12 protein-coding genes are annotated in these 18,826 nt (G+C 65.1%); 6 read left to right on the top strand and 6 right to left on the bottom strand.

Translation table 11 applies throughout. The features are described 5' to 3' along the window. Positions 1–234 precede the first annotated feature (234 nt). The 3 genes from O6X71_RS10675 to O6X71_RS10665 are packed head-to-tail and all read left to right on the top strand — an operon-like array spanning position 235 to position 4,558. On the top strand, positions 235–2,742 hold the full coding sequence (locus O6X71_RS10675) for a TonB-dependent receptor (protein ID WP_353465833.1): 2,508 nt from the start codon (positions 235–237) through the stop codon (positions 2,740–2,742). A gap of 14 nt (positions 2,743–2,756) precedes the next feature. Then, positions 2,757–3,830, top strand: a complete 1,074-nt coding sequence (locus tag O6X71_RS10670; protein ID WP_353465832.1) for a Ca2+-dependent phosphoinositide-specific phospholipase C — start codon at positions 2,757–2,759, stop codon at positions 3,828–3,830. Continuing rightward, on the top strand, positions 3,830–4,558 hold the full coding sequence (locus O6X71_RS10665) for an acid phosphatase (protein ID WP_353465831.1): 729 nt from the start codon (positions 3,830–3,832) through the stop codon (positions 4,556–4,558). The genes O6X71_RS10670 and O6X71_RS10665 overlap by 1 nt, the downstream gene beginning before the upstream one ends. Before the next feature lie 72 nt (positions 4,559–4,630). Here O6X71_RS10665 and O6X71_RS10660 read toward each other — a convergent pair whose 3' ends face one another. The 4 genes from O6X71_RS10660 to O6X71_RS10645 all read right to left on the bottom strand — a co-directional run bounded on the left by O6X71_RS10660 (position 4,631) and on the right by O6X71_RS10645 (position 10,252). Next, positions 4,631–7,624 carry a TonB-dependent receptor gene (locus O6X71_RS10660; protein WP_353465830.1) on the bottom strand — a complete coding sequence of 998 codons (2,994 nt, stop codon included), beginning with the start codon at positions 7,622–7,624 and terminating at the stop codon, positions 4,631–4,633. Between the two features lie 82 nt (positions 7,625–7,706). Beyond that, entirely contained in the window at positions 7,707–8,561 is an 855-nt protein-coding gene (locus O6X71_RS10655) for a FecR family protein (RefSeq protein WP_353465829.1), read from the bottom strand. After that, entirely contained in the window at positions 8,558–9,073 is a 516-nt protein-coding gene (locus O6X71_RS10650) for an RNA polymerase sigma factor (RefSeq protein WP_353465828.1), read from the bottom strand. The genes O6X71_RS10655 and O6X71_RS10650 overlap by 4 nt, the downstream gene beginning before the upstream one ends. Before the next feature lie 216 nt (positions 9,074–9,289). Continuing rightward, complete coding sequence (locus O6X71_RS10645) at positions 9,290–10,252, bottom strand: NAD-dependent epimerase/dehydratase family protein (RefSeq protein ID WP_353465827.1); 963 nt, start codon at positions 10,250–10,252, stop codon at positions 9,290–9,292. 89 nt (positions 10,253–10,341) lie between these two features. On the opposite strand from O6X71_RS10645, the gene O6X71_RS10640 reads away from it, so the two are divergent. The 3 genes from O6X71_RS10640 to O6X71_RS10630 all read left to right on the top strand — a co-directional run bounded on the left by O6X71_RS10640 (position 10,342) and on the right by O6X71_RS10630 (position 14,915). Continuing rightward, positions 10,342–11,217 (top strand): LysR family transcriptional regulator, encoded by an 876-nt coding sequence (locus tag O6X71_RS10640; RefSeq protein ID WP_353465826.1) that lies wholly within the window; start codon positions 10,342–10,344, stop codon positions 11,215–11,217. A gap of 198 nt (positions 11,218–11,415) precedes the next feature. Next, complete coding sequence (locus O6X71_RS10635) at positions 11,416–13,482, top strand: phosphocholine-specific phospholipase C (protein WP_353465825.1); 2,067 nt, start codon at positions 11,416–11,418, stop codon at positions 13,480–13,482. A 68-nt stretch (positions 13,483–13,550) separates the two neighbouring features. Next, the gene (locus tag O6X71_RS10630; protein WP_353465824.1) at positions 13,551–14,915 is read left to right on the top strand and encodes an MFS transporter; all 1,365 of its coding nucleotides are present in this window, start codon (positions 13,551–13,553) and stop codon (positions 14,913–14,915) included. Here the strand turns inward: O6X71_RS10630 and O6X71_RS10625 are convergent. Together O6X71_RS10625 and O6X71_RS10620 are read right to left on the bottom strand one after the other, a co-directional pair. Then, complete coding sequence (locus tag O6X71_RS10625) at positions 14,873–15,640, bottom strand: DeoR/GlpR family DNA-binding transcription regulator (RefSeq protein ID WP_353465823.1); 768 nt, start codon at positions 15,638–15,640, stop codon at positions 14,873–14,875. The two genes, O6X71_RS10630 and O6X71_RS10625, sit on opposite strands and share 43 nt — an antisense overlap. Before the next feature lie 69 nt (positions 15,641–15,709). Beyond that, entirely contained in the window at positions 15,710–18,718 is a 3,009-nt protein-coding gene (locus O6X71_RS10620) for a TonB-dependent receptor (protein WP_353465822.1), read from the bottom strand. Positions 18,719–18,826 lie beyond the last annotated feature (108 nt).

Here is an 18,826-nt window from a genome sequence, read left to right as displayed (position 1 = left end):
CGGTCTGCAAGTTGTCGCTACAGCGAGCACCTTACCCATTTGTGACAGCAGCGTTCGCGATCCTGCTGCGAAACCGCACCCTATCAAGGCGACCAGGCATGACACCGGTCATCGTGCAGTCACCCAATCATCATAAGACAGTAATGATACCGTAGTCCCGCCGTCATCGCCGGGCCCCATAGCGCTGCGGACACGTCGGCCGGCAAGGCCGGGACAAATTGGGGTTCGATTACCATGCAGACGATCACCATGCTGCGGGCGACCGCGGCGTTGATGGCCATTGCCGTCGCTACCAACCCCGCCGATGCACAATCTGCGCCGGTCGCGCAACGCGACCCGACGCCGGCGGCCGATGCCGGTTCGGGCGATGAGATCCTGGTCACCGGACGTCTGGGCACGGTCGCGCAGAAGAAGGTCGATGCGAGCTATTCGATCACCACGATCAGCGAGAAGGACCTCCGCGAGCGTGCGATCGGCAATCTGGCGGAGGCGATGCAGCAGATCCCCGGCGTCTGGGCGGATTCCTCGGGCGGCGTCGGGGCGAACAACACGCGCGTCCGCGGCATCCCGCGTGGCGGGTACGAGTCGCTCGCGGTGTACGAGGACGGCCTGCCGATCCAGCACGATCCGGGCATCAACTGGATCAACGTCGACCAGTTCCTGCGCATCGACGAGACCTATTCGGGGATCGAGGCAGTCCGTGGTGGCCCCTCTTCGATTTTCGCCGCCAACGCACCCGGTGGCCTCGTCAACTTCATCCCGCGCAAGGGCACGCCGCAACTGAGCGGCCTGCTCAAGCTGACGACATCGGACTACGGCCAGATCCGCGGCGACGCATGGCTCGGTGGACCGATCGTGGACGGCTGGCGCTTTTCGGTCGGCGGCTATTACAACAAGGACCAGGGCATCCGCGATCCGGGGCCGGCGGCGAACAACGGTGGCCAGGGCCGCGTGCTGATCTCGAAGGACTTCGCCCGCGGGAGCATCTCGTTTGGCGTGAAGTACATGGAAGACAACAACTTCTTCTTCGACGCCATCCCGCTGGTCCGCAACGGCGACGACCTGAAGCCGCTCGCGCCGTTCAACGGCCATGACGATACGCTGACCGGGCCGCAGGACGGTCGCGTCCAGATCAAGACGCCCGACGGTATCCGCAAGGCGCAGTTCAACCTGTTCAACCAGACGAGCGACCTGCAGTTCACGCTGAAGGGGAATACGGAGTTCGACGATGGCACGACCGTCAGCGGCGGGTTCCGCTATCGCGATTCCACCACCGATCGCAACGCGCGCGGGCTTAACAGCCTCAACACGCAGGCGGCGCAATTGTCCTCGGTCCGCGCCAATGCAGTCCGCGCGTTCGCGGGCCGCGGCGCGACCGACGTGCGGCTTGTCTATAACGATGACGGCAGCGCGTACGGCGCCAATGCGAACGGCAACGGCCTGGTCGGGGTCAACACCTTCCAGTCGATCCAGAACCCGATCAAGGAGACGATGGGCCTGATCGAACTCGGCCATGTCTACGAAACCGGGATCGGCCGCCACGACGTCAAGCTCGGCCTGTACGGCACCACCGCCGACTGGGCACACGATCGTAACGACGGCGTCGGCCTGACCGAAGTCGCGCCGAACGCGCGCCTGCTCGATATCGTCGCGGTCAACGCGGGCGGGCAGGTCGTCGGGCGCGTCACCGACACCGGCATCCAGCGCTACGAGGCCCGGTTCGCGCATTCGTTCGGCGGGTATGAGGACGTCGCCTTCTACATCTCTGACGAATGGCAGATCACGCCGAAGCTGCGCGTCGATGGGGGTTTTCGCTACGAGACGATCTGGATCCACGGCTATTCGGAAGGGGTGAAGAGCTTCAATCTCGGCAATCCCGATACGCTGGCCGATGACAACGTCCTCTACGGCTCGGACGTGTTCAACCGCTTCAACCCGAAGTTCAGCGACCACAGCTACACGATCGGCGCCAACTGGCAGTTCATGCCAGAAGCCGGCATTTTCGGCCGCTACACCAGCACCTACCGGTTGCCGCAGATCGGCCAGTACCGCGACAACGTGCTGCCGACCGGTATCCGCAGCCAGTCGATCGAACAGGCCGAGGCGGGCGTGAAGTTCCAGAAGCCCTGGGGCAGCCTCTACGCCACGCTGTTCTACAATTCGTTCAAGGACGTACAGTTCACCAACACGTATATCGACCCGGCGACGCTCCGGATCGTCCAGGAGATCAACTATGGCGACGTCAGCACGACCGGGGTCGAGCTGGAAGCGAACCTGAAGCCGGTGCCTTGGTTCGACGTCTCGGCGACCGCGACGTACCAGGATCCGAAGTTCAAGAACTATACCTACAACACCATCGTCGCTGGGGCGCCCGTCACCACCTCGTTCGACGGCAATCGGCCGTCGAGCATGCCTAAGGTGATGGCGAGCATCCGGCCGCGCGTATCGCTGATCGGTGGCCGCCTGCGCGTGCTGGGCGAATGGCGGTATGAGGGGGACAAGTTCAACGACGACTCCAACCTCGTGAAGCTGCCGGCGTTCTCGGTGTTCAATGCCAGCGCGGAGCTGGACGTGACGCAGAACGTCACCGTGCAGGTCAAGGGCACCAATTTGTCGAACGCGCTCGGACTGGGCCAGGGCGGCGGGCAGCAGCTCGTGCCGGGGGCGGCGGACGGTGCGGTGATCCTGGCGCGACCGATCTTCGGCCGCGCGGTGCAGGGTTCGGTGTTGTTCAAATTCTGATCGGGAGAGTAGCTGTGAAGCGATCGATCGTGGCGGGGCTGAGCCTTGGCCTTCTCACCCAAACGGCAGTGGCGCGCGATACGGCGCCGCCGCTGCGGATCAACGACGTGGCGGTGATCGGCACGCACAACAGCTATAAGCAACCGATGCCCGCCGCGACGATGGCGAAGGTCCGCGCTGTCGATTCGGCGATGGCCGATGCGCTCGACTACTCGCATCGCAGCTTGACCGAACAGCTCGACGCCGGTGCGCGGCAACTCGAGATCGACGTGAATTACGATCCGCTGGGCGGGCATTACGCGCGCGGTTCGAACGATCCAAAGCTCCAACGGCCGGGCTTCAAGGTGCTGCACATCCCCGGCATCGACAACGCATCGAGCTGCGTCCTGCTGACCGAATGCCTGACGATCATCCGCGACTGGTCGGCGAAGCATCCGCGGCATGTGCCGATCCTGCTGATGTTCAATGCGAAGGACGAGCAGAACGCGGCGCGGGGCGGGATCGATGCGTTGCCGTTCGACGCGGCGGCGTATGATGCGCTCGATGCGGAGATCCGCTCCGTGATGGCGCCCGGCAAATTGATCGTGCCGGATGACGTGCAGGGACGCTATCCCACGCTCCGCGACGCCGTGCTGGCGGATAACTGGCCGTTGCTGGAACGCTCGCGTGGGAAATTCCTGTTCGCGCTGGACGAGCCGCCCGCCAAGGTCGCGGTGTATCGCGGCAAGCGGCGCTCGCTCGAAGGCCGCGTGTTCTTCATCAATACCGACGAGGCCTCACCCGCCGCTGCCTATCTGACGCTCAACGATCCGGTTCGCGATGCCGATCGCATCCGCCGCGATGTCGCCGTCGGCTTTATCGTCCGCACGCGTGCCGATGCGAACACGCGCGAGGCCCGTACGAACGACATCGTCCCTCGCGACACCGCACTGGCGGGCGGCGCGCAGTTCGTATCGACCGACTATCTCTGGCCCGACCCGCGATTGGCCGGTGGCTACCACGTCGCCCTGCCCGGCGGGCTGATCGCTCGCTGCAACCCGGTGCGCCGTCCGAAGGGCTGCGGCGATCTCGACAAGGGTGGCAAGTGATGCGGACGCTCGCCCTCATCGCCGTGCTGGCTCTGGCGACCGGCGCGACCGCGTCGACGGATTATCTGCGGAACCAGCCGATGCCGGACCTGATGAAGGTTCTCCCCGCGCCGCCTAAACCCGGATCGCCGCAGGATCTCGACGATCGCGCGACGTTCCGCGAAACCAGGGCGCTGCTCGGCACCCCGCGTGGCGACATGGCGACGCGCGACGTCACCGACGATCGCTTCACCGTCTTCGCCTGTGCGATCGGCCGCAAGCTCGATGCGACATCGTCCCCTGCCCTCACCCGCATCTTCGCGCGGATGGGCGACCAAAGCATGGTCGGCCGCGCCAAGGATGGCTTTGCCGTCAAGCGTCCGTACCTGAAAGACGACCTGCCGATCTGCGAACCGAAGACCGAGCATCTCGCAAGCAATGGCGATTACCCCTCAGGCCACACGACTTCGGGCTGGTCCGCCGCGCTGATCCTCGCCGAACTGATGCCCCACCGCGCCACCCAGATCCTTCGCCGCGGACGCCAATATGGCGAGAGCCGCTACATCTGCGGCTCGCACAGCCGAAGCGCGGTCGAGGCGGGGTACATGGCAGGGTCGGTGCTGGTCGCGATGCTGCACGGCTCTGCCGAGTTCCGACGCGACATGGAGGCGGCACGGGCGGAACTTCGGCATGGGGCGAGCTCCGCATCCAGCGCGGCGCAATGCACCGCCGAAGCAGACGCCGCATAGTAGAGACATACCGCCGCTTGTCCTACCTATGGCAGCATGCCGTCCGCGCCGTTGCCGGCGCGGACGTGGGGTTCAGAAACTGGTCGTCACGCCGAAGGTGAAGATGCGGCCGCTCCGGGTGTAGACGAGCGTCCGGTCGGTCGAGAGATCGGTGAACTGCTCGATCGGCCGGTTGGTGACGTTGATCCCCTCGACGACGAAGCGCAGGTTCTTGACCGGGCTGTAGCGGACCTGGAAATCGACATTGTTGGTCGGGCGGATGCCGTCGCCGACATTGGCATTGCCGCCTGCCCCCGTCAGATACCGGCTGCGATACGCGGTCGAGACCCGCGCACCGAAGCGCTCGGTCTCGAAGTACAGCGTCGCGTTGGCCGCCCATTTCGACAAATTGTAGAGCGGTATGCTCTTGACGACTCCGTTGTAGACCGCGGTCTGGTCACCATCGATCCAGGTGCCGTTCGCGACGATGCCGAACCCGTCGAACGGCGCGGGCAGGAAGGTGAAGCCGTGCTGGAACGCCACCTCGACACCCTTGATGCTGGCACCGTCCCCGTTGATCGGGCGCGTATAGTTGTACGGCGTCGTACCGTCCTGGCCGGGCAGCAGCAGCGAGACCGGGAAGCCCGTCGCGCTATAGGGGACCTGCGACGTCTCCGAGGTGATGAAGCTGTTGAGGTCCTTCCAGAAGAAGCCGACCGACGCGAAGCCGTTGCGATCCATATAATATTCGAGCCCCGCCTCCGCCGAGGTGGAACGGAACGGCTGGAGATTGGGGTTGCCGACGGAGACGGATCCGCCGAACGGCGCCACGGTCAGTGTTCCCGCTGCGGCAAGCTGGGGGAGCCCGGGGCGGTTGACGTTGCGGCTGGCGGATGCGCGCGCGATCAGCTTCGGCGTGATGTCGAGCGCGACGTTGAGCGCGGGCAGCCAATCATCGTTGCTGGTCCCGACCGTCACCGGCTGAAGCGTGGTCACGCCGTTGGTCGCGGTGGCGAGCGAACCGCTCGAGACAAGGTCGGTATGATAGTAGCGGACGCCGGCATTGCCGCGCAGCCGCATCGAGCCGATGTCGGTGTCGAGATCGAGCTGCGTAAAGCCCGCCCAGGTCTTCTCCCGAATGCGAAAGTCGCTGCCCGCGGTCAGGTTGGCGGCGGTCAGGTCCCGGTTGTTGCCGAGCAGCGCGTAGATCCCGGCGACGTCGCCGCCGATATACGGAAGCAGGCTGTCGCGGTTGATGACGTATTTCAGCGCGTCGGGTACCGCGCGGTCGCTGGTCGCCGCGGTGCCATAGAAGATGTTGGTGAGATACTGATACCCGCTGTTGGTGAAGCGCTTATACTCGCCGCCGACCTCCAGCTTCAGGATCGGCGTGAGGTCGTAGACCGCCTGGAGCTGACCGTTGAGATAGTCGCTCTTGATCATGTTCTCCTGCGTCACCAGCCGCTGGACGTTCCAATTCGCCGGATTGGTGAGGTCGAAGCCGTAGGTGTTCACGGGGATCGTCGGCTGCATGTCGAAACTGAAGGCGGTGTTGCGCGCCTGCAGGAAGATCTTGTCGAACGTCGGCTGGACGAAATTCGACTTCTGGTACCCGCCGAGCGCGGTCAGCTTCAGCCGATTGCCGACGTCCCAGCTCACATTCGCCACCGCCTGGTAGAAGTCGGTCTGGTTCTCGACGCGGTGATGTTCGGTGCGCTGATCGATGCCGGTATAGCTGGCGGCGACGAGCGAATTGCCCTGGATCGTCGCGGACCGGATGACTTGCGTACCGCTGACGTTGCCGGTCAGCGCGTTGTAGCCGCCCGCCGCGATCGCCCAGTCGTCGCGCTTGTCGGCAAGGTGTCCGTACAGCAGGTCGACGTCGATCTTGAAATTGTCGCCGGGATGATATTGCAGCGCGCTCGTGACGCCGATCCGCTCGCGATCGGTGTACCAGGTCGACGGCGATTGTGCCTGAGGCGCGAAGATCGTGCCGCCGCGCAGCAGCGCCCGCGTCGGCGCGTCGATCTCGGGCCCGATATTGTTCGCGCCGTAGGTGACCTTGCCCCAGTTCCAGTTGCGATAGCCATATTCGTTGTTGCGAACCTTCGAATAGGCGACCGAGACGAGCGCACCGAAATCGCCTTGGCGCTGCGAGAACAGGCCGACGAGCCGCGGGGTGACGCCGCTGGTCTGATCGCTGGTCTGGGCCTTCGCGGACAGCACGATCTTCTGGCCGTCATAGTCGAACGGTTTGGCGGTGAAGAGTTGCACGGTGCCGGCGATGCCGCCCTCGTCCTGGTTGGCGGCGTAGCTTTTCTGCACGCTGACGCGGTTGAACAGCTCGGAGGCGAACAGGCTAAAATCGAAGCCGCGACTGCGGCTGACGTTGCCGCGATTGTCCATGCCGGAGGCGGTGTTGCCGAGCACTTCCATGCCGTTGAGCTGTGTGCGGGTGAAATCGGGGCCGAGACCGCGCAGGGCGATCTGGCGTCCTTCGCCCGTGTCGCGCGTGATGGCGACACCGGGGACGCGTTGCAGCGCCTCGGCGACGTTCATGTCGGGAAACGCGGCGATGTCGGACGCGACGATGTTGTCCTCGGTCCCGACCGCGCGACGCTTCAGGTCTTGGGCGGCCAGCAAGCTGCTACGATAGCCGTTAACGACGATGTCCGGGGTGGCCTCCGGCGTTTCCCGCGCGAGCGTGGTGGCCTGCGCCGCGGCGGCTACGACGACTGGCGCACGCGCGCCGACAATGATTGGCGTTGCCGGTGCCTGGTCCCGGCGGAGGATCGTCACGCCGTTGCTCTCGACCGGACGCAGACCCGTCCCGCGTAGCAGCATGGCAAGCGCTGCCGAGGTGGTGAGCCGGCCGCTGGCACCCCTGGTCCGCTGCCCCCGAATGAGGGCGGGCGCGGCGATGACTTGCATGCCGGTGACGCTCGAATAGGCCGACAGCGCCTGCGCGAGATCGCCTGCGGGAATGGTGAACATCCGTGCGCCCGTCGATTGCGCATCCGCCATCGTCGGTGCAGCTAGAGCGAACGCTACCAAGGCCAGTGCCGACGTTCCGTGAAACCGCGTCATCATATTCCCCCGTCTTGGCGCCATCAGACGCCACCCGGAGGGAAGACGGCGAGGGCCGCCCAATCCGGACAATTTATTTTCGTCAGTCCGCGGTTTCGAGCGTCAACGTCCCCCGCCGCTCCAGCACCGTGAAGCCGAACCCGCTGCCAATGGCGTTCAGAAGCTGATGCGGATGGTCGGTGCGGAACCGACCGAACACCGTCGTCGACGCCAGCGGTTCCGCCGGGCGTGCGATCCTGACACCCCCCTGGCGGTCGAGAACTTCGACCAGATCGTCGAGGCGCATGCCCGCCGTGTCGATCCAACCGCTGCGCCAGTCCGGCAACACCGGATCGAACTTCGTCGGCGCCGCCGCCACACCGCCGCGTACGGCGCTGCGGTACCCGGCCCGGACCACGACGCCGCGCGGCGCCCCTGCCGGATCGAAGCCGACTGCGCCGCGATAGACGGCCAGCGCAACCTGTGTCCGGGTCAGGTCGAGGTCGAACGCTGTGCCGAGAACGCGTGTTTCGCTGGCGCCGGCGCGCACGACGAAGGGGCGCGCCACGTCGTGCCGCACGTCGAAAAACGCCTGTCCCGCGAGTAACTCGGCACGGCGCTGTCCCTCGGCATAGACCACCCGAAGCCTGGTTGCGCCATTGAGTGCGACGGTCGAGCCGTCCGCCAGCGTCACGGTCGAGCGTTCCCCGGCACGGGTGGCGAACATGCGAGTCGCAACCCGCGACGCGGTCGGTGTCCCGACGAACCCGTCACTGGCCATGAACAGCAGGGCAATGGCGACCGGGGCGGTCGCGACTGCCGCGATGGCCGATCGCCGCCGACGCCTGAGCGACCGAACCTGCTCGTCCGACAACCGGCCGCATCGCATCGCCGCGGTTTGCAGTGCATCGGCAAGCGCGGCTTCGCTCACCGGTGTTGCACCAAGCGCTACAGTCACGCGCCGGCCTCCATCGTGAAGCCGCGCTTGGCCAGTGCGCCGCGGAGGTCTTGAAAGGCGCGGACGACGTGCTTCTCCACTGCCGCCATGCTCATGTCCAAACTCTTGGCGATCGCGTCGGTCCTAAGTCCGTCGAGCCGTTTCCGCAGGAAAATCTCGCGCCGTAGTGGCGGCATACGCTCGAGTGCATCCGCCATGATCACCACGGCACGACGGAAGGCCAGCACCCGGTCGGCAGTAGGTTGCTGGCAGACGATAGCCTCGTCGAGTTCGACATGTGCGGAGCGGCGGGCGATGCGGTGATGGTCGAGCAGCAGGTTGCGCGCTATCGCAAAACACAGCGCCTTCATGTCGTTGACTCGCGCGGTCGCCTGGTACGCGAACAGCCGCAAATAGGTTTCCTGCACCACGTCGTCGCCATCGGCATGGTGATCCAACCGGCTTTGCACGAACCGACGCAGCGCACCCGAGAGCGCCGCGTCGGGATATTGCAACGCCGTGGCGTGGTCCATCGAGGGCGCTACGCCAATGTCGTTAGCAAGAAATGCTCTGCTGCTCACCACGCCCCCGTCTGCAGTTCCAGAGGGGCTTATGAGACGATCGTGAAGCCAGGATGACAGCGACCGAAATCGTTCGTGGTATGCGCCCCTAACCCTCCGCTCCCTTTTATGAGCTTCGACTTGGCTATCGGCTGATCCTGCTGGGACGATGTCGGCGCGGTTCGCGGCTTACGGCAGTGCTACTCGATGTCCGAGCGTACCGGCGGCCTCGGCGAAGGCGCGGACGGTCGCCCGCACGCCGACCTCGAACGGGGTCGGCGCCAAATCGAAACGGCGGGTGAACTTGCCGCCGTCGACGATGTAGGGACGGTCCCAGGTGAAGCCGACATCGGCCACCTCCTTGGCAAAGCGATACACCAGCCCGATCGGCCGCAGCAATACGAAGGGCACAGCCCACACCCGCAGCCGCTGCCCTAGCGTAGCGGCGCCCATGGCCAGCAGCGCCCGCGGGGTGAGGGTTGGCGCGCAAGGCATGTTCCACGCCTGGCCGAAATCCGCATCGGGCGCATCGAGCAGCATGATCGCGGCACGGGCGATGTCGGGAACATAAGCGAAGTCGTGCAGCGTATCGGCTGGTACCAGCAATTGCGCGGGCTTGTTCTTGGCCAGTTCGCCAAAGGCACTTGCCCCGAGATGCGACACCGTCACGCCGGGACCGTAGAAGTCGGAGCACCGCAAGGTCGCGATGCGTATGCGCTTGGCCGCGCCCTGCCAGATGCGCGCCACCTCGGCGAGGATCGCGGGCTTCTCGCCGGTCGGGGTCAGCGGCATGTCCTCGGTGCGCGGTGCCATCTTCGGGCCCAGCTGGTAGAGATTGTCGATGAATACCAGACGCGCGCCCGCCGCCGTGCAGCCCTCCACCATGTTGGTCATCGTCAGTGGCCAGACAGTGCGCCATAACCGTGAATCGTAGGCGAAGCCAACCGCCAGCACCGCCTGCGACGCGCCATCGAGCGCCGCGCGGACGTCGCCGGCGTCAAGTACATCGCAGCGCACATGCTCTACGTTCGCCGGCAAGTTGGTCGGCCGCCGGCGAGTGGCAACACGCACGCGGTCGCCCCGCGCGACGAGGAGGTCGACGATCGGCTGTCCGACTGCGCCGTATCCGAATACCGTGATCTGCTGGGTCATCGTCTGTCTCCGTGTGTGTTCGCCAAGGCTAGTCGGGGGATCACACAACAGAAATTGCCTAAGAGCGTTGGCCTGCTATACGGCAATCTATGAACGTCGATCCCGACTGGGCCCTGTATCGAACCTTGCTCGCGGTTCTCGACGAGGGTTCGCTGTCGGCTGCTGCACGGAGCCTCGGCCTGACGCAGCCGACGGTCGCACGCCATGTCGATGCGCTCGAGGCCGCGCTGGGAGGCGACCTGTTCGTGCGATCGCAGCGGGGGCTCGATCCCACCGACCTGGCTCATGCCTTGCGACCTCAGGCGCAGATCATGGCGACGACCGCCGCGGCGCTGGTGCGAACCGCCAGCGGCACCTTGGGCGCCGTGGCGGGTACAGTGCGGATCAGCGCGAGCGACGTGGTCGGCGTCGAGCATCTGCCGCCAATCCTCACGTGCCTCAAGCGCGAGCACCCTGGACTGGTGATCGAACTGACGCTGTCGGATCGGCTAGACGACCTCCTCGCGCGCGAAGCGGATATTGCAGTTCGCATGACGCAGCCAACGCAGACTGCGTTGCTCGCAAAACGGCTACCGTCGGTAGAGATCGGCTTCCATGCGCATCGCGACTACCTGGATCGACGCGGAACGCCCGTGGACATGATGGACCTCGCTCGGCACGACCTGATCGGGTACGACATGGAGACGGCTGCACTGCGGGCGATGGCGGAGCGGTTGGCGGCGCTCGACCGGCGCGGCTTCGCGCTCAGGGCGGACAGCAACCTCGCGCAGCTAGCCGCCATCCGAGCCGGCTTCGGCATCGGCTTGTGCCAGACGCGCATCGCTCGGCGAGAGCCGGTACTGGTTCGGATCCTCCCCGAGATAGCCCTGCCGCTGCCGCTCTGGATCGTCATGCATGAGGACCTCAAGACCAGCGCGCGGTTTCGTGCCGTCTTCGATGCCTTGACCGCTGGACTTGCCGCCTGATCACACGCTTTTCCAGATTCGCGCCAAGAATGACCGCTCGCAAGATCGCACGATGCGAAGGTTGGACTTTTTGCGTGAAACCCTCAAGAAAACGACAGGTAGTGCGACGCTGTCACATATATCGTACATTGCATGCTTAAGCGCTGTTCGTCGGTCCCATGGATACGGGACTTTCACGATAGCGTTTGGAATCGCAGAATGGCAATCGGTCGAAGAGCCTTCCTAATCGGTGCAACGAGCGCGGCCGCTGCGCCAACAGGAGCAGCGAGCACCATGCGGCGTTCGGTTGCGCGTGGCTCGATCATGGACGTCGAACACGTCGTGATCCTGATGCAGGAAAACCGGTCGTTCGATCATTATTTCGGCACGTTGCGCGGCGTGCGCGGCTTTGCGGATCCGCGCCCGGTGACATTGCCCGGCGGCCGATCGGTCTGGGCGCAACGTGGTGCCGACCGCGATGGCGGGCGGATCACCTGGCCGTTCCGGCTCGACTACAACAGCAGTAACGCGCGCTGTTTCACCGGGCTCGACCATAGCTGGAAGGACAGCCAGGCGCGCTGGCGCAACTGGGACGTCTGGGCGGAGCAGAAGGGCCCGCTGACAATGGCGCACCTGACCCGCGCCGATATTCCGTATTACCATGCGCTGGCCGACCAGTTCACGATCTGCGACGGCTATCACTGCTCACTGCAAGGCCCGACCGGCCCCAACCGGCTTTATCACTTCAGCGGCACGAACGGCCTCAGCGTCGGGCAGGACGGCGTCTATTGCGTCACCAACGGCGGCACCGATGCCAACCCTGGCGCCGACATGGCCAAGGACGACGCGACGCAGGGCCTGCCGTGGCGCACCTATGCCGGTCGGCTCGAGGAGGCGGGAATTCCCTGGCGCGTGTATCAGGAGGTCGCCAATTATTCGGACAATCCGCTCGGCTATTTCAGCGAGTTCCGAAAGCTGGACCGGTCGTCGCCGCATTACCGGCGTGGACGGGCCTATGTCGACTGGATCGACGGCGTCGCACCCGAGGATCCCGAGAAGACGCAGGCCAAGCACCTGATCGCCGCGTTCACCGCCGACGTAGCCGCGGACCGGCTTCCGGCGGTGTCGTGGATCGTGCCGATGATGCAGATGAGCGAGCATCCCGACGCGCCCGTGCCGTTCGGCGAGGTCCTGATCAGCAGCGTGGTCGCGGCGCTCGCGTCCAATCCAAAGGTCTGGGCGAAGACCGCACTGATCCTCAATTATGACGAGAATGACGGCTTCTTCGATCACCTTCCCGCACCCGTCCCCGGAATTGCACCGCGCTATGGTGCGAGCAACGTCGACGTACGGAGCGAGACCTATCAGGGCGAGCCGGTCGGCCTGGGGCCGCGCGTGCCGATGACGGTGATCTCGCCGTGGACACGCGGTGGATGGGTCAATTCGCAGCTGTTCGATCATACGTCGGTGCTGCGGTTCCTGGAGAAGCGCTTCGGCGTTGCCGAGCCGAACATCTCGCCGTGGCGGCGCGCGGTGTGTGGCGACCTTACCTCTATCTTCGACTTCGACGTGCCGCATAGTGCACGCCTCGACACGCGCTGGGCGGCGGCGCTTCCGTCGGTCGCCGGCTATGTCGAGGAAACCGAGCGGCTGTGCGCGACTGCTCCCGCCCCGATCATTGCCAAGGGGGAAGGCGTGCCCGTGCAGGAACCCGGAACCCGGCCTGCGCGGGCACTGCCGTACCGCTTCGCCATCGAACCGGCCTGGTCCGACGCTGCATTGACGCTGAATTTCGTCAATCAAGGTCCCGTCGGGGTCGTGTTCGGCGTGCAGGACGAGGTGAATTTTCCGGGTTGGCGCTACTTCACCGTGGCGGCGAACTCCCGTCTGAGCGAAGCGTGGCCGATCCCGGCGGACCAGCCGCACGCGCTGGTCGTTCGAGGGCCCAACGGGTTCCAGCGGGACTATCGCGGCGGGCCGGCGAGCGCAGGGATCGAGGCGGTGGCGCTATGGCGTGAAGACGGCATGGAAGGCACGGTACAGCTCCGCAACCGTGGCAATGCGCCGGTGACGATGGCGTTGCATTGCGCGCATAGCGGCGAGCGACGCGAAATCGCGGTCGCTGCCGACGCCACGGTAAAGGTTCCGATCATCTTGGCCGACCATCGCTGGTACGACCTGTTGCTGACTTCCGCGAATGGCGTTCGGCTGCGCCTGGCGGGGCATGTCGAGACTGGGCGGCCCGGCATCAGCGAGCCCGCCGCGGCGTTTCCGCACCCCGCCTGAGCCGCTCCTGCTGTCATGGCCGTGTCGCGAAGCCTGCCTAGTTGCGGCGCTTGGCGGGGGCGGACGCGATGCAAAGAGACAGTGCGGTAGAAGGCGAGCGCTTGCTGAGCGCGGGCTTTCTGTCGCTCGCGACGATGGAGTTCCTCGAGCGCTTCGCCGTCTCGGGCGTGAAGTCGCTCCTGGTGCTGATCTTCCTGGACCGGGTGCTCGTCGGCGACGTGTCGCGCGTCGTTGGCGCGACCGCCTTCAGCGAGACCAGCGCGGCGATGTTCGGGCCCTTGTCCGCCACCGGGCTTGCCTCGCAGCTATACGGCTATGCCAACGCGCTGATCTATCTGGCGATACCGATCGGTGGGCTGATCGGCGACGTGATTGGAAGCCGGCGGACGATGGTCGCGGCAGGTGGTGTCGGGATGCTGCTCGGCCTGACGTTGATGCTCGGCGATCCGACATTCCTCCTCGGCCTGATCCCCTTCGCGATCGGCGCGGGGGTGCTGAAGGGCAATCTGTCGGCACAGCTTGGCGCGCTTTTTCAGGACGAGGCCCAGCGCCGACGTGGTTACGCGGTCTATCTGGGCTTTCTCAACGCGGGGGTGATCTGTGGGCCGCTGGTCTGCGGAGCGTTGGCCGCGTTTGCCGGTCAGGACTATGCGATCGGCGCAGCGGCGGCGGCTATCGCGCTGGGGCTGGCGATCTACGCGGTGACTGGCCGCGCGGCATCAACGGCGACCTCCGCAACATCAGCGGCGTCATCACCCGACCCGGCTCGATCGACCGCGTTGCTCATCGTTGCCTTGGCCGCCGTGTACCTCTGCTATTCGGCCTATGATCAGCTCGGCAACATCTTCATGGTCTGGGCGCGGACGCGGGCCGACCGGCAGGTCTTCGGCTGGACCATGCCGGTGGCGTGGTTCCTGTCGCTCGACGGCGTCTTCACGCTGGCTTTGATCGCGGTGTCACAGGTCGCGTCGCGGGCGCTGCAACGGCGGGGCATCCGGATCGGCGCGGTGACGCAAATCTTCCTCGGCGGGGTTTTGTGTTCGGCGGGCTATCTGGTCCTCGCGCTGGGAGACGCGACCAGTGGCGGCCACCCGCTCGCGCTGCCCTGGACGCTCGCCTATCTGATCCTCATCGACGGGGCGATCGTGCTGATCTGGCCGTCTGCGCTGAGCCTGATCGCGGGCAGCGCGCCGCGTCGTCGCGTCGGCTTCTGGATGGGGCTGTTCTACCTTCACGGCGTCTTCGCGAGCCTGTGGGCCGGGTTCAGCGGCGTCTTTTACGAGCGGATCGCGAGCCCGCAATTCTGGTTGCTCCACGCCGCCGTCGCAGCCGCCGGCGCGCTCCTGATCGTCGTCGCCGCACCGGCGCTGATCCGCGCCGGGCGGCGGCGTCAGGCGATCACCACCTCGGCATGCGCGAAGGCGCGGGCATAGTCGTCCTCCAGCGGCTTGTCGGTCACCAATATGCCGACATCGCTCAGCGCCGCCGTCTGGATCAAGGCGTACCGTCCGAATTTCGAAGCATCCGCCGCGAGCAGCACCTGCTTCGACGTCGCATAGGCGATACGGCTCATCGCCGCCTCTCCGGGATGAAAGTCCATCAGCCCGCGCTCGAGGCTGATGCCGCCGACCGACAAGATCGCCAGATGCGGGGTGAAACCGCGGACATAGTCCTGCGCGACATGATCGGAGAATGCGCGGTAATCATAATCCATCTGACCGCCGGCGAGGAACAGGCGGTTGTTGTTGATCCCGCCGAGATCGCTCGCGACGCGGAGCGAGTTGGTGATGACGGTGAGCGAGCGCCGGTCGGCCAGATGCCGCGCGATGAAGCAGCTCGTCGTGCCGGAGTCGATGAACACGATCGCGCCGTCCTGCACGAACTCGGCCGCAGCGCGTGCGACACGGATCTTCGCGTCGGCATTCTCCTCCATACGCTGGTGGAGTGGTCCCTCGTGCACGGGCGTCGTCATCCGCGCGCCGCCATGCTCGCGAATGATGACGCCGTGATCCTCTAGCGCGCGCAACTCGCGGCGGATCGTCTCGTCGGACACTGCGAGGTCGGCGGCCAGCGCGGTCACCGAGAGGGTTCGGCCGCCCCGCAGCCGCGCCATGATCTCGCTCTGCCGCTGTGATCGTTTCTCTATCGTCCCCTCCATCAAGGTCTTCGTCGGTGAACCCGCGTGGGCGAGACATGCTCCATGCCTCGCTCCACGCGCAAGCGATGCCTAGAAGCCCACCACGGCCGTCAACCGCACCGAGCGCGGCGTCTGGTAATTCACTGGTGCGCGGTAGTCGGAATTGGCCGATCCGTCGCTCAACTCGCCGAAATTGTTGTACGACGTGACCGCCGAACTCGCGAACAGGTTGAACACGTCGAGCCGGAGCGACGCCTTGAGATGCGGGATCGGCAGGTGGACGACCGCGCTGACATCGACCTGTGCCAGCCAGTCGCCGGTGAACGCCGTACCGCGCGGGATCAGCTCGCCTTGGCAGTAATAGCCATAGCCGTGATAGGTGTTGGCATAGGCGTCGACCGCGAGCGGAACGGCGCCGATGCAGCTGTAATGCGGCGCCGATTGCACAAGCATGTTGGCGCCGAGATCCAGCGCTTCGAACAGGCGGTAGCTGCCGTAAGCCTTGAAGCTGTGGCGGCGATCATTGGGCAGATACCCGTAAGCGCCGTTGACGAAGCCCGGTGAATCGAAGTCCGCAGTGCGGTTGATCGCAAGTTGCCCGTTCTCCGATCGCACGCCGCCTTCGTAATTCCCCTTGTCGAACGCGAGCGTATAGGAGGCGGACAGGCTCCACTTCTCGTCGAAGCTGCGATCGAAGGTGAGCGTCAGCGCATTGTAGTTGCGGCTCGGTGCGGGATAGCCGAGATCGTCCTTCTTCAGCGTCACGGTCGGGGTCGAGCCGTCAGGCAGCTTGTTGATCTGCGTCGTGATGTCCTTGCCCGGGTTACCGATGACGAACTGGCTGCCGCCTGGATACGCCGACAGACAGGCCGCCGCGGTGAAGCCCTTGCCGACGCAATAGGCGCGCGCGCCGGCGTCGATCGAGACGTCCTCAATCACGTTGGTCAGTTCGCGGTGCGTGTAATAGGCGCCGATCCGGATGCGGTCGCTGAACTGGTGCTCGGCACCAATGATGAACTCCCGATCCGACTGGGGCTTGATGTTGCTCGCGATCGCGCCAGCCGGATTGAACGCCGAGCCATCCGCCGAAACTTCGCAATTCTTGATGCCGGTGTCGGGACAGGCCGACGTATTGACGACCGACAGGAGCGGCGTGCCGGCGACGGGGACGCTGCCCGCGCCGCTGACGCCGTTGAACAGATTGTAGCGCGTGTACGTCACCAAGCTGCCGGCGACGTTGAGGTTTATGTCCCCCGCCATCGGCAGGAAGTATTTTGAATAGGATCCGAAGATCTTGGTGCGGCCGTCGCCGACCGGATCGAACGCGGCACCGAGGCGCGGCGCCCATTGGTTGCCCGATTTGAAGAAGGATTTCCCGTTCACGCCCTGGTTGCTGAAGCGATCGTTGCGCACGCCCAGATCGAGGCGGAGGCGGTTGTCGAGCAGCGACCACTGGTCCTGCACGTAGAAGGCTTCGTTGCGGACATGCGCGACGCCGCTCTGCTCATAGACGCGCGTCGTGTAATATTGCGTGCCGACCGGCGCGCCAATCCTTGCGGCGGACTGAGCCGTGACGTTGAAGATTTTGTAGGCGCCGCCGCCGATCGTCTCAAACGTCTGCGACTGGGTGTTCTTCTCGTGATCGTAGCCGAACCGGACATGGTGCGCGCCGAGCAACTGGAATTGGAGATCGGCATCAACGCGGTAGAATTCACGCTCGTTGTCGGTGCTGCTGAACGCGTCCGTCACCTTGTTGGCGCCGATCTGGATACCCGCCGGGTCGGTGCGGTAATCGATGACCTGCGGGTTGGTGACGTCGAGCGGGACGTTGCCCGAGCGAAGCTTGTTCACGCCGTACGCACCCGACAGCGTCAGCCACGGGGTAAAGGTACCGGTGTAGCGACCGACATAGTTGATCCCGCCAGCGCGTGCGTTGGTGCCGCCGGTCTTGTCGCCGAGACGGTGGTCGGTGCGATCCCAATCATAGCTGCGGTTGCGCGTCTCGTTCGTGGTGTCGAAATAGGTGAATTCGAAATGGTGATCGCCATTGATGTAGCCGTCGACCTTCCCGCCCCAGAACGGGCTGGTATTCGCCACGCCCGTCGCGTTGTTCTGGTTGGCCTGCGGCGTGAGCGTGCGAATTTCGCGCATGTTGTAGAGGCCGTAGACGAACAGATGATCCCTGATGATCGGGCCGCTTGCCTGGAACACCAGTTCCTTGCGGCTTGCGGTCGCGTTGCGATAGTCGACGGTGCGGGTCGACGGCGCGCTGCCGCGGAGATCGTCGGGCTCCCAGATGCCGGTGACGCTCGCATGATAGTCGTTGGTGCCGGACTTGGTCGTGGCGACGACATAGCCGCCGGTCGCGCGACCGAACTCCGCGGGGGCGCCGCCGGTCTTCACTTCGACCGTCTGGTAGAAGTCGAACGGTACTTCGGCCGGCTGCCCGCCCGACACGAAATCGGTCACGTTCAAGCCGTTGATGTAGAACGCGTTCTCGGTGAACGCCGCGCCGCCGATCGACACCTGATTCGAGAAGCCGCCATTCGACGGCGACGAGCCCTGGACCGCGCCGGGAGTCAGCAGCATCACGTCGCGCAAGGTGCGCCCGATCGGCACGCGCGTCGTCAGCGAACCGAGATTGATCGTGCTGCCGACCGTCGTATCCTGGAAATCGGCCGTGCGCTGACGCGTGCCGACGACGACGATGTCGCCGCTCTGCTCGGCCGGAACCAAGCGGAAGCTGTTGGCACCGCCTGATTCGCGAGTAAGCGGAATGCCGCGTTCGTCGTAGCTTGCGAAGCCCGGCGCGGTGATGGCAACGTCATAATTACCGGGTGGCAACTGCGGGATGGTGTAGCTGCCCGTCGAGTCCGTCGCGGCGACGCGGCTGACGCCTCGGTCCGACGAGGTGATCTTGACCTGTGCTCCGGCGATCGCGGTCCCGTCCTGCCCGGTCACGCGACCGGACGCCGCGATGTTCGTATAGTCCTGGGCTTCGAGTGATGTCGCCCCGATCATCAAGGCCGGGGCGGTGGAGCCGAGCATCAACAGCGCGCGCAGAACTGCGCGCGACGAAAGTCGCATGGAACGAAGCATTGGAACCCCTTTTGATAACGCAGCACGCATGTAGGCGTCGTCGAGGATCTCATAACCGCGTGATGTGGACTTTCTGTGACATATCCACAGATTATGGACTGGTGCGGA

It is taken from the genome of Sphingomonas faeni (genome assembly GCF_040407505.1).
GTDB classification, from domain to species: Bacteria; Pseudomonadota; Alphaproteobacteria; order Sphingomonadales; family Sphingomonadaceae; genus Sphingomonas; species Sphingomonas faeni_E.
The sequence above is the reverse complement of the archived record's forward strand: the minus strand, read 5'-3'. Positions and strand labels throughout refer to the sequence as shown.

Coding starts and splice junctions, on each gene's coding strand:
- O6X71_RS10675 (WP_353465833.1), top strand. CDS start 235: ATGCAGACGATCACCATGCTGCGGGCGACCGCGGCGTTGATGGCCATT.
- O6X71_RS10665 (WP_353465831.1), top strand. CDS start 3,830: ATGCGGACGCTCGCCCTCATCGCCGTGCTGGCTCTGGCGACCGGCGCG.
- O6X71_RS10660 (WP_353465830.1), bottom strand. CDS start 7,624: ATGACGCGGTTTCACGGAACGTCGGCACTGGCCTTGGTAGCGTTCGCT.
- O6X71_RS10650 (WP_353465828.1), bottom strand. CDS start 9,073: ATGGACCACGCCACGGCGTTGCAATATCCCGACGCGGCGCTCTCGGGT.
- O6X71_RS10645 (WP_353465827.1), bottom strand. CDS start 10,252: ATGACCCAGCAGATCACGGTATTCGGATACGGCGCAGTCGGACAGCCG.
- O6X71_RS10640 (WP_353465826.1), top strand. CDS start 10,342: ATGAACGTCGATCCCGACTGGGCCCTGTATCGAACCTTGCTCGCGGTT.
- O6X71_RS10635 (WP_353465825.1), top strand. CDS start 11,416: ATGGCAATCGGTCGAAGAGCCTTCCTAATCGGTGCAACGAGCGCGGCC.
- O6X71_RS10630 (WP_353465824.1), top strand. CDS start 13,551: ATGCAAAGAGACAGTGCGGTAGAAGGCGAGCGCTTGCTGAGCGCGGGC.
- O6X71_RS10625 (WP_353465823.1), bottom strand. CDS start 15,640: ATGGAGGGGACGATAGAGAAACGATCACAGCGGCAGAGCGAGATCATG.
- O6X71_RS10620 (WP_353465822.1), bottom strand. CDS start 18,718: ATGCTTCGTTCCATGCGACTTTCGTCGCGCGCAGTTCTGCGCGCGCTG.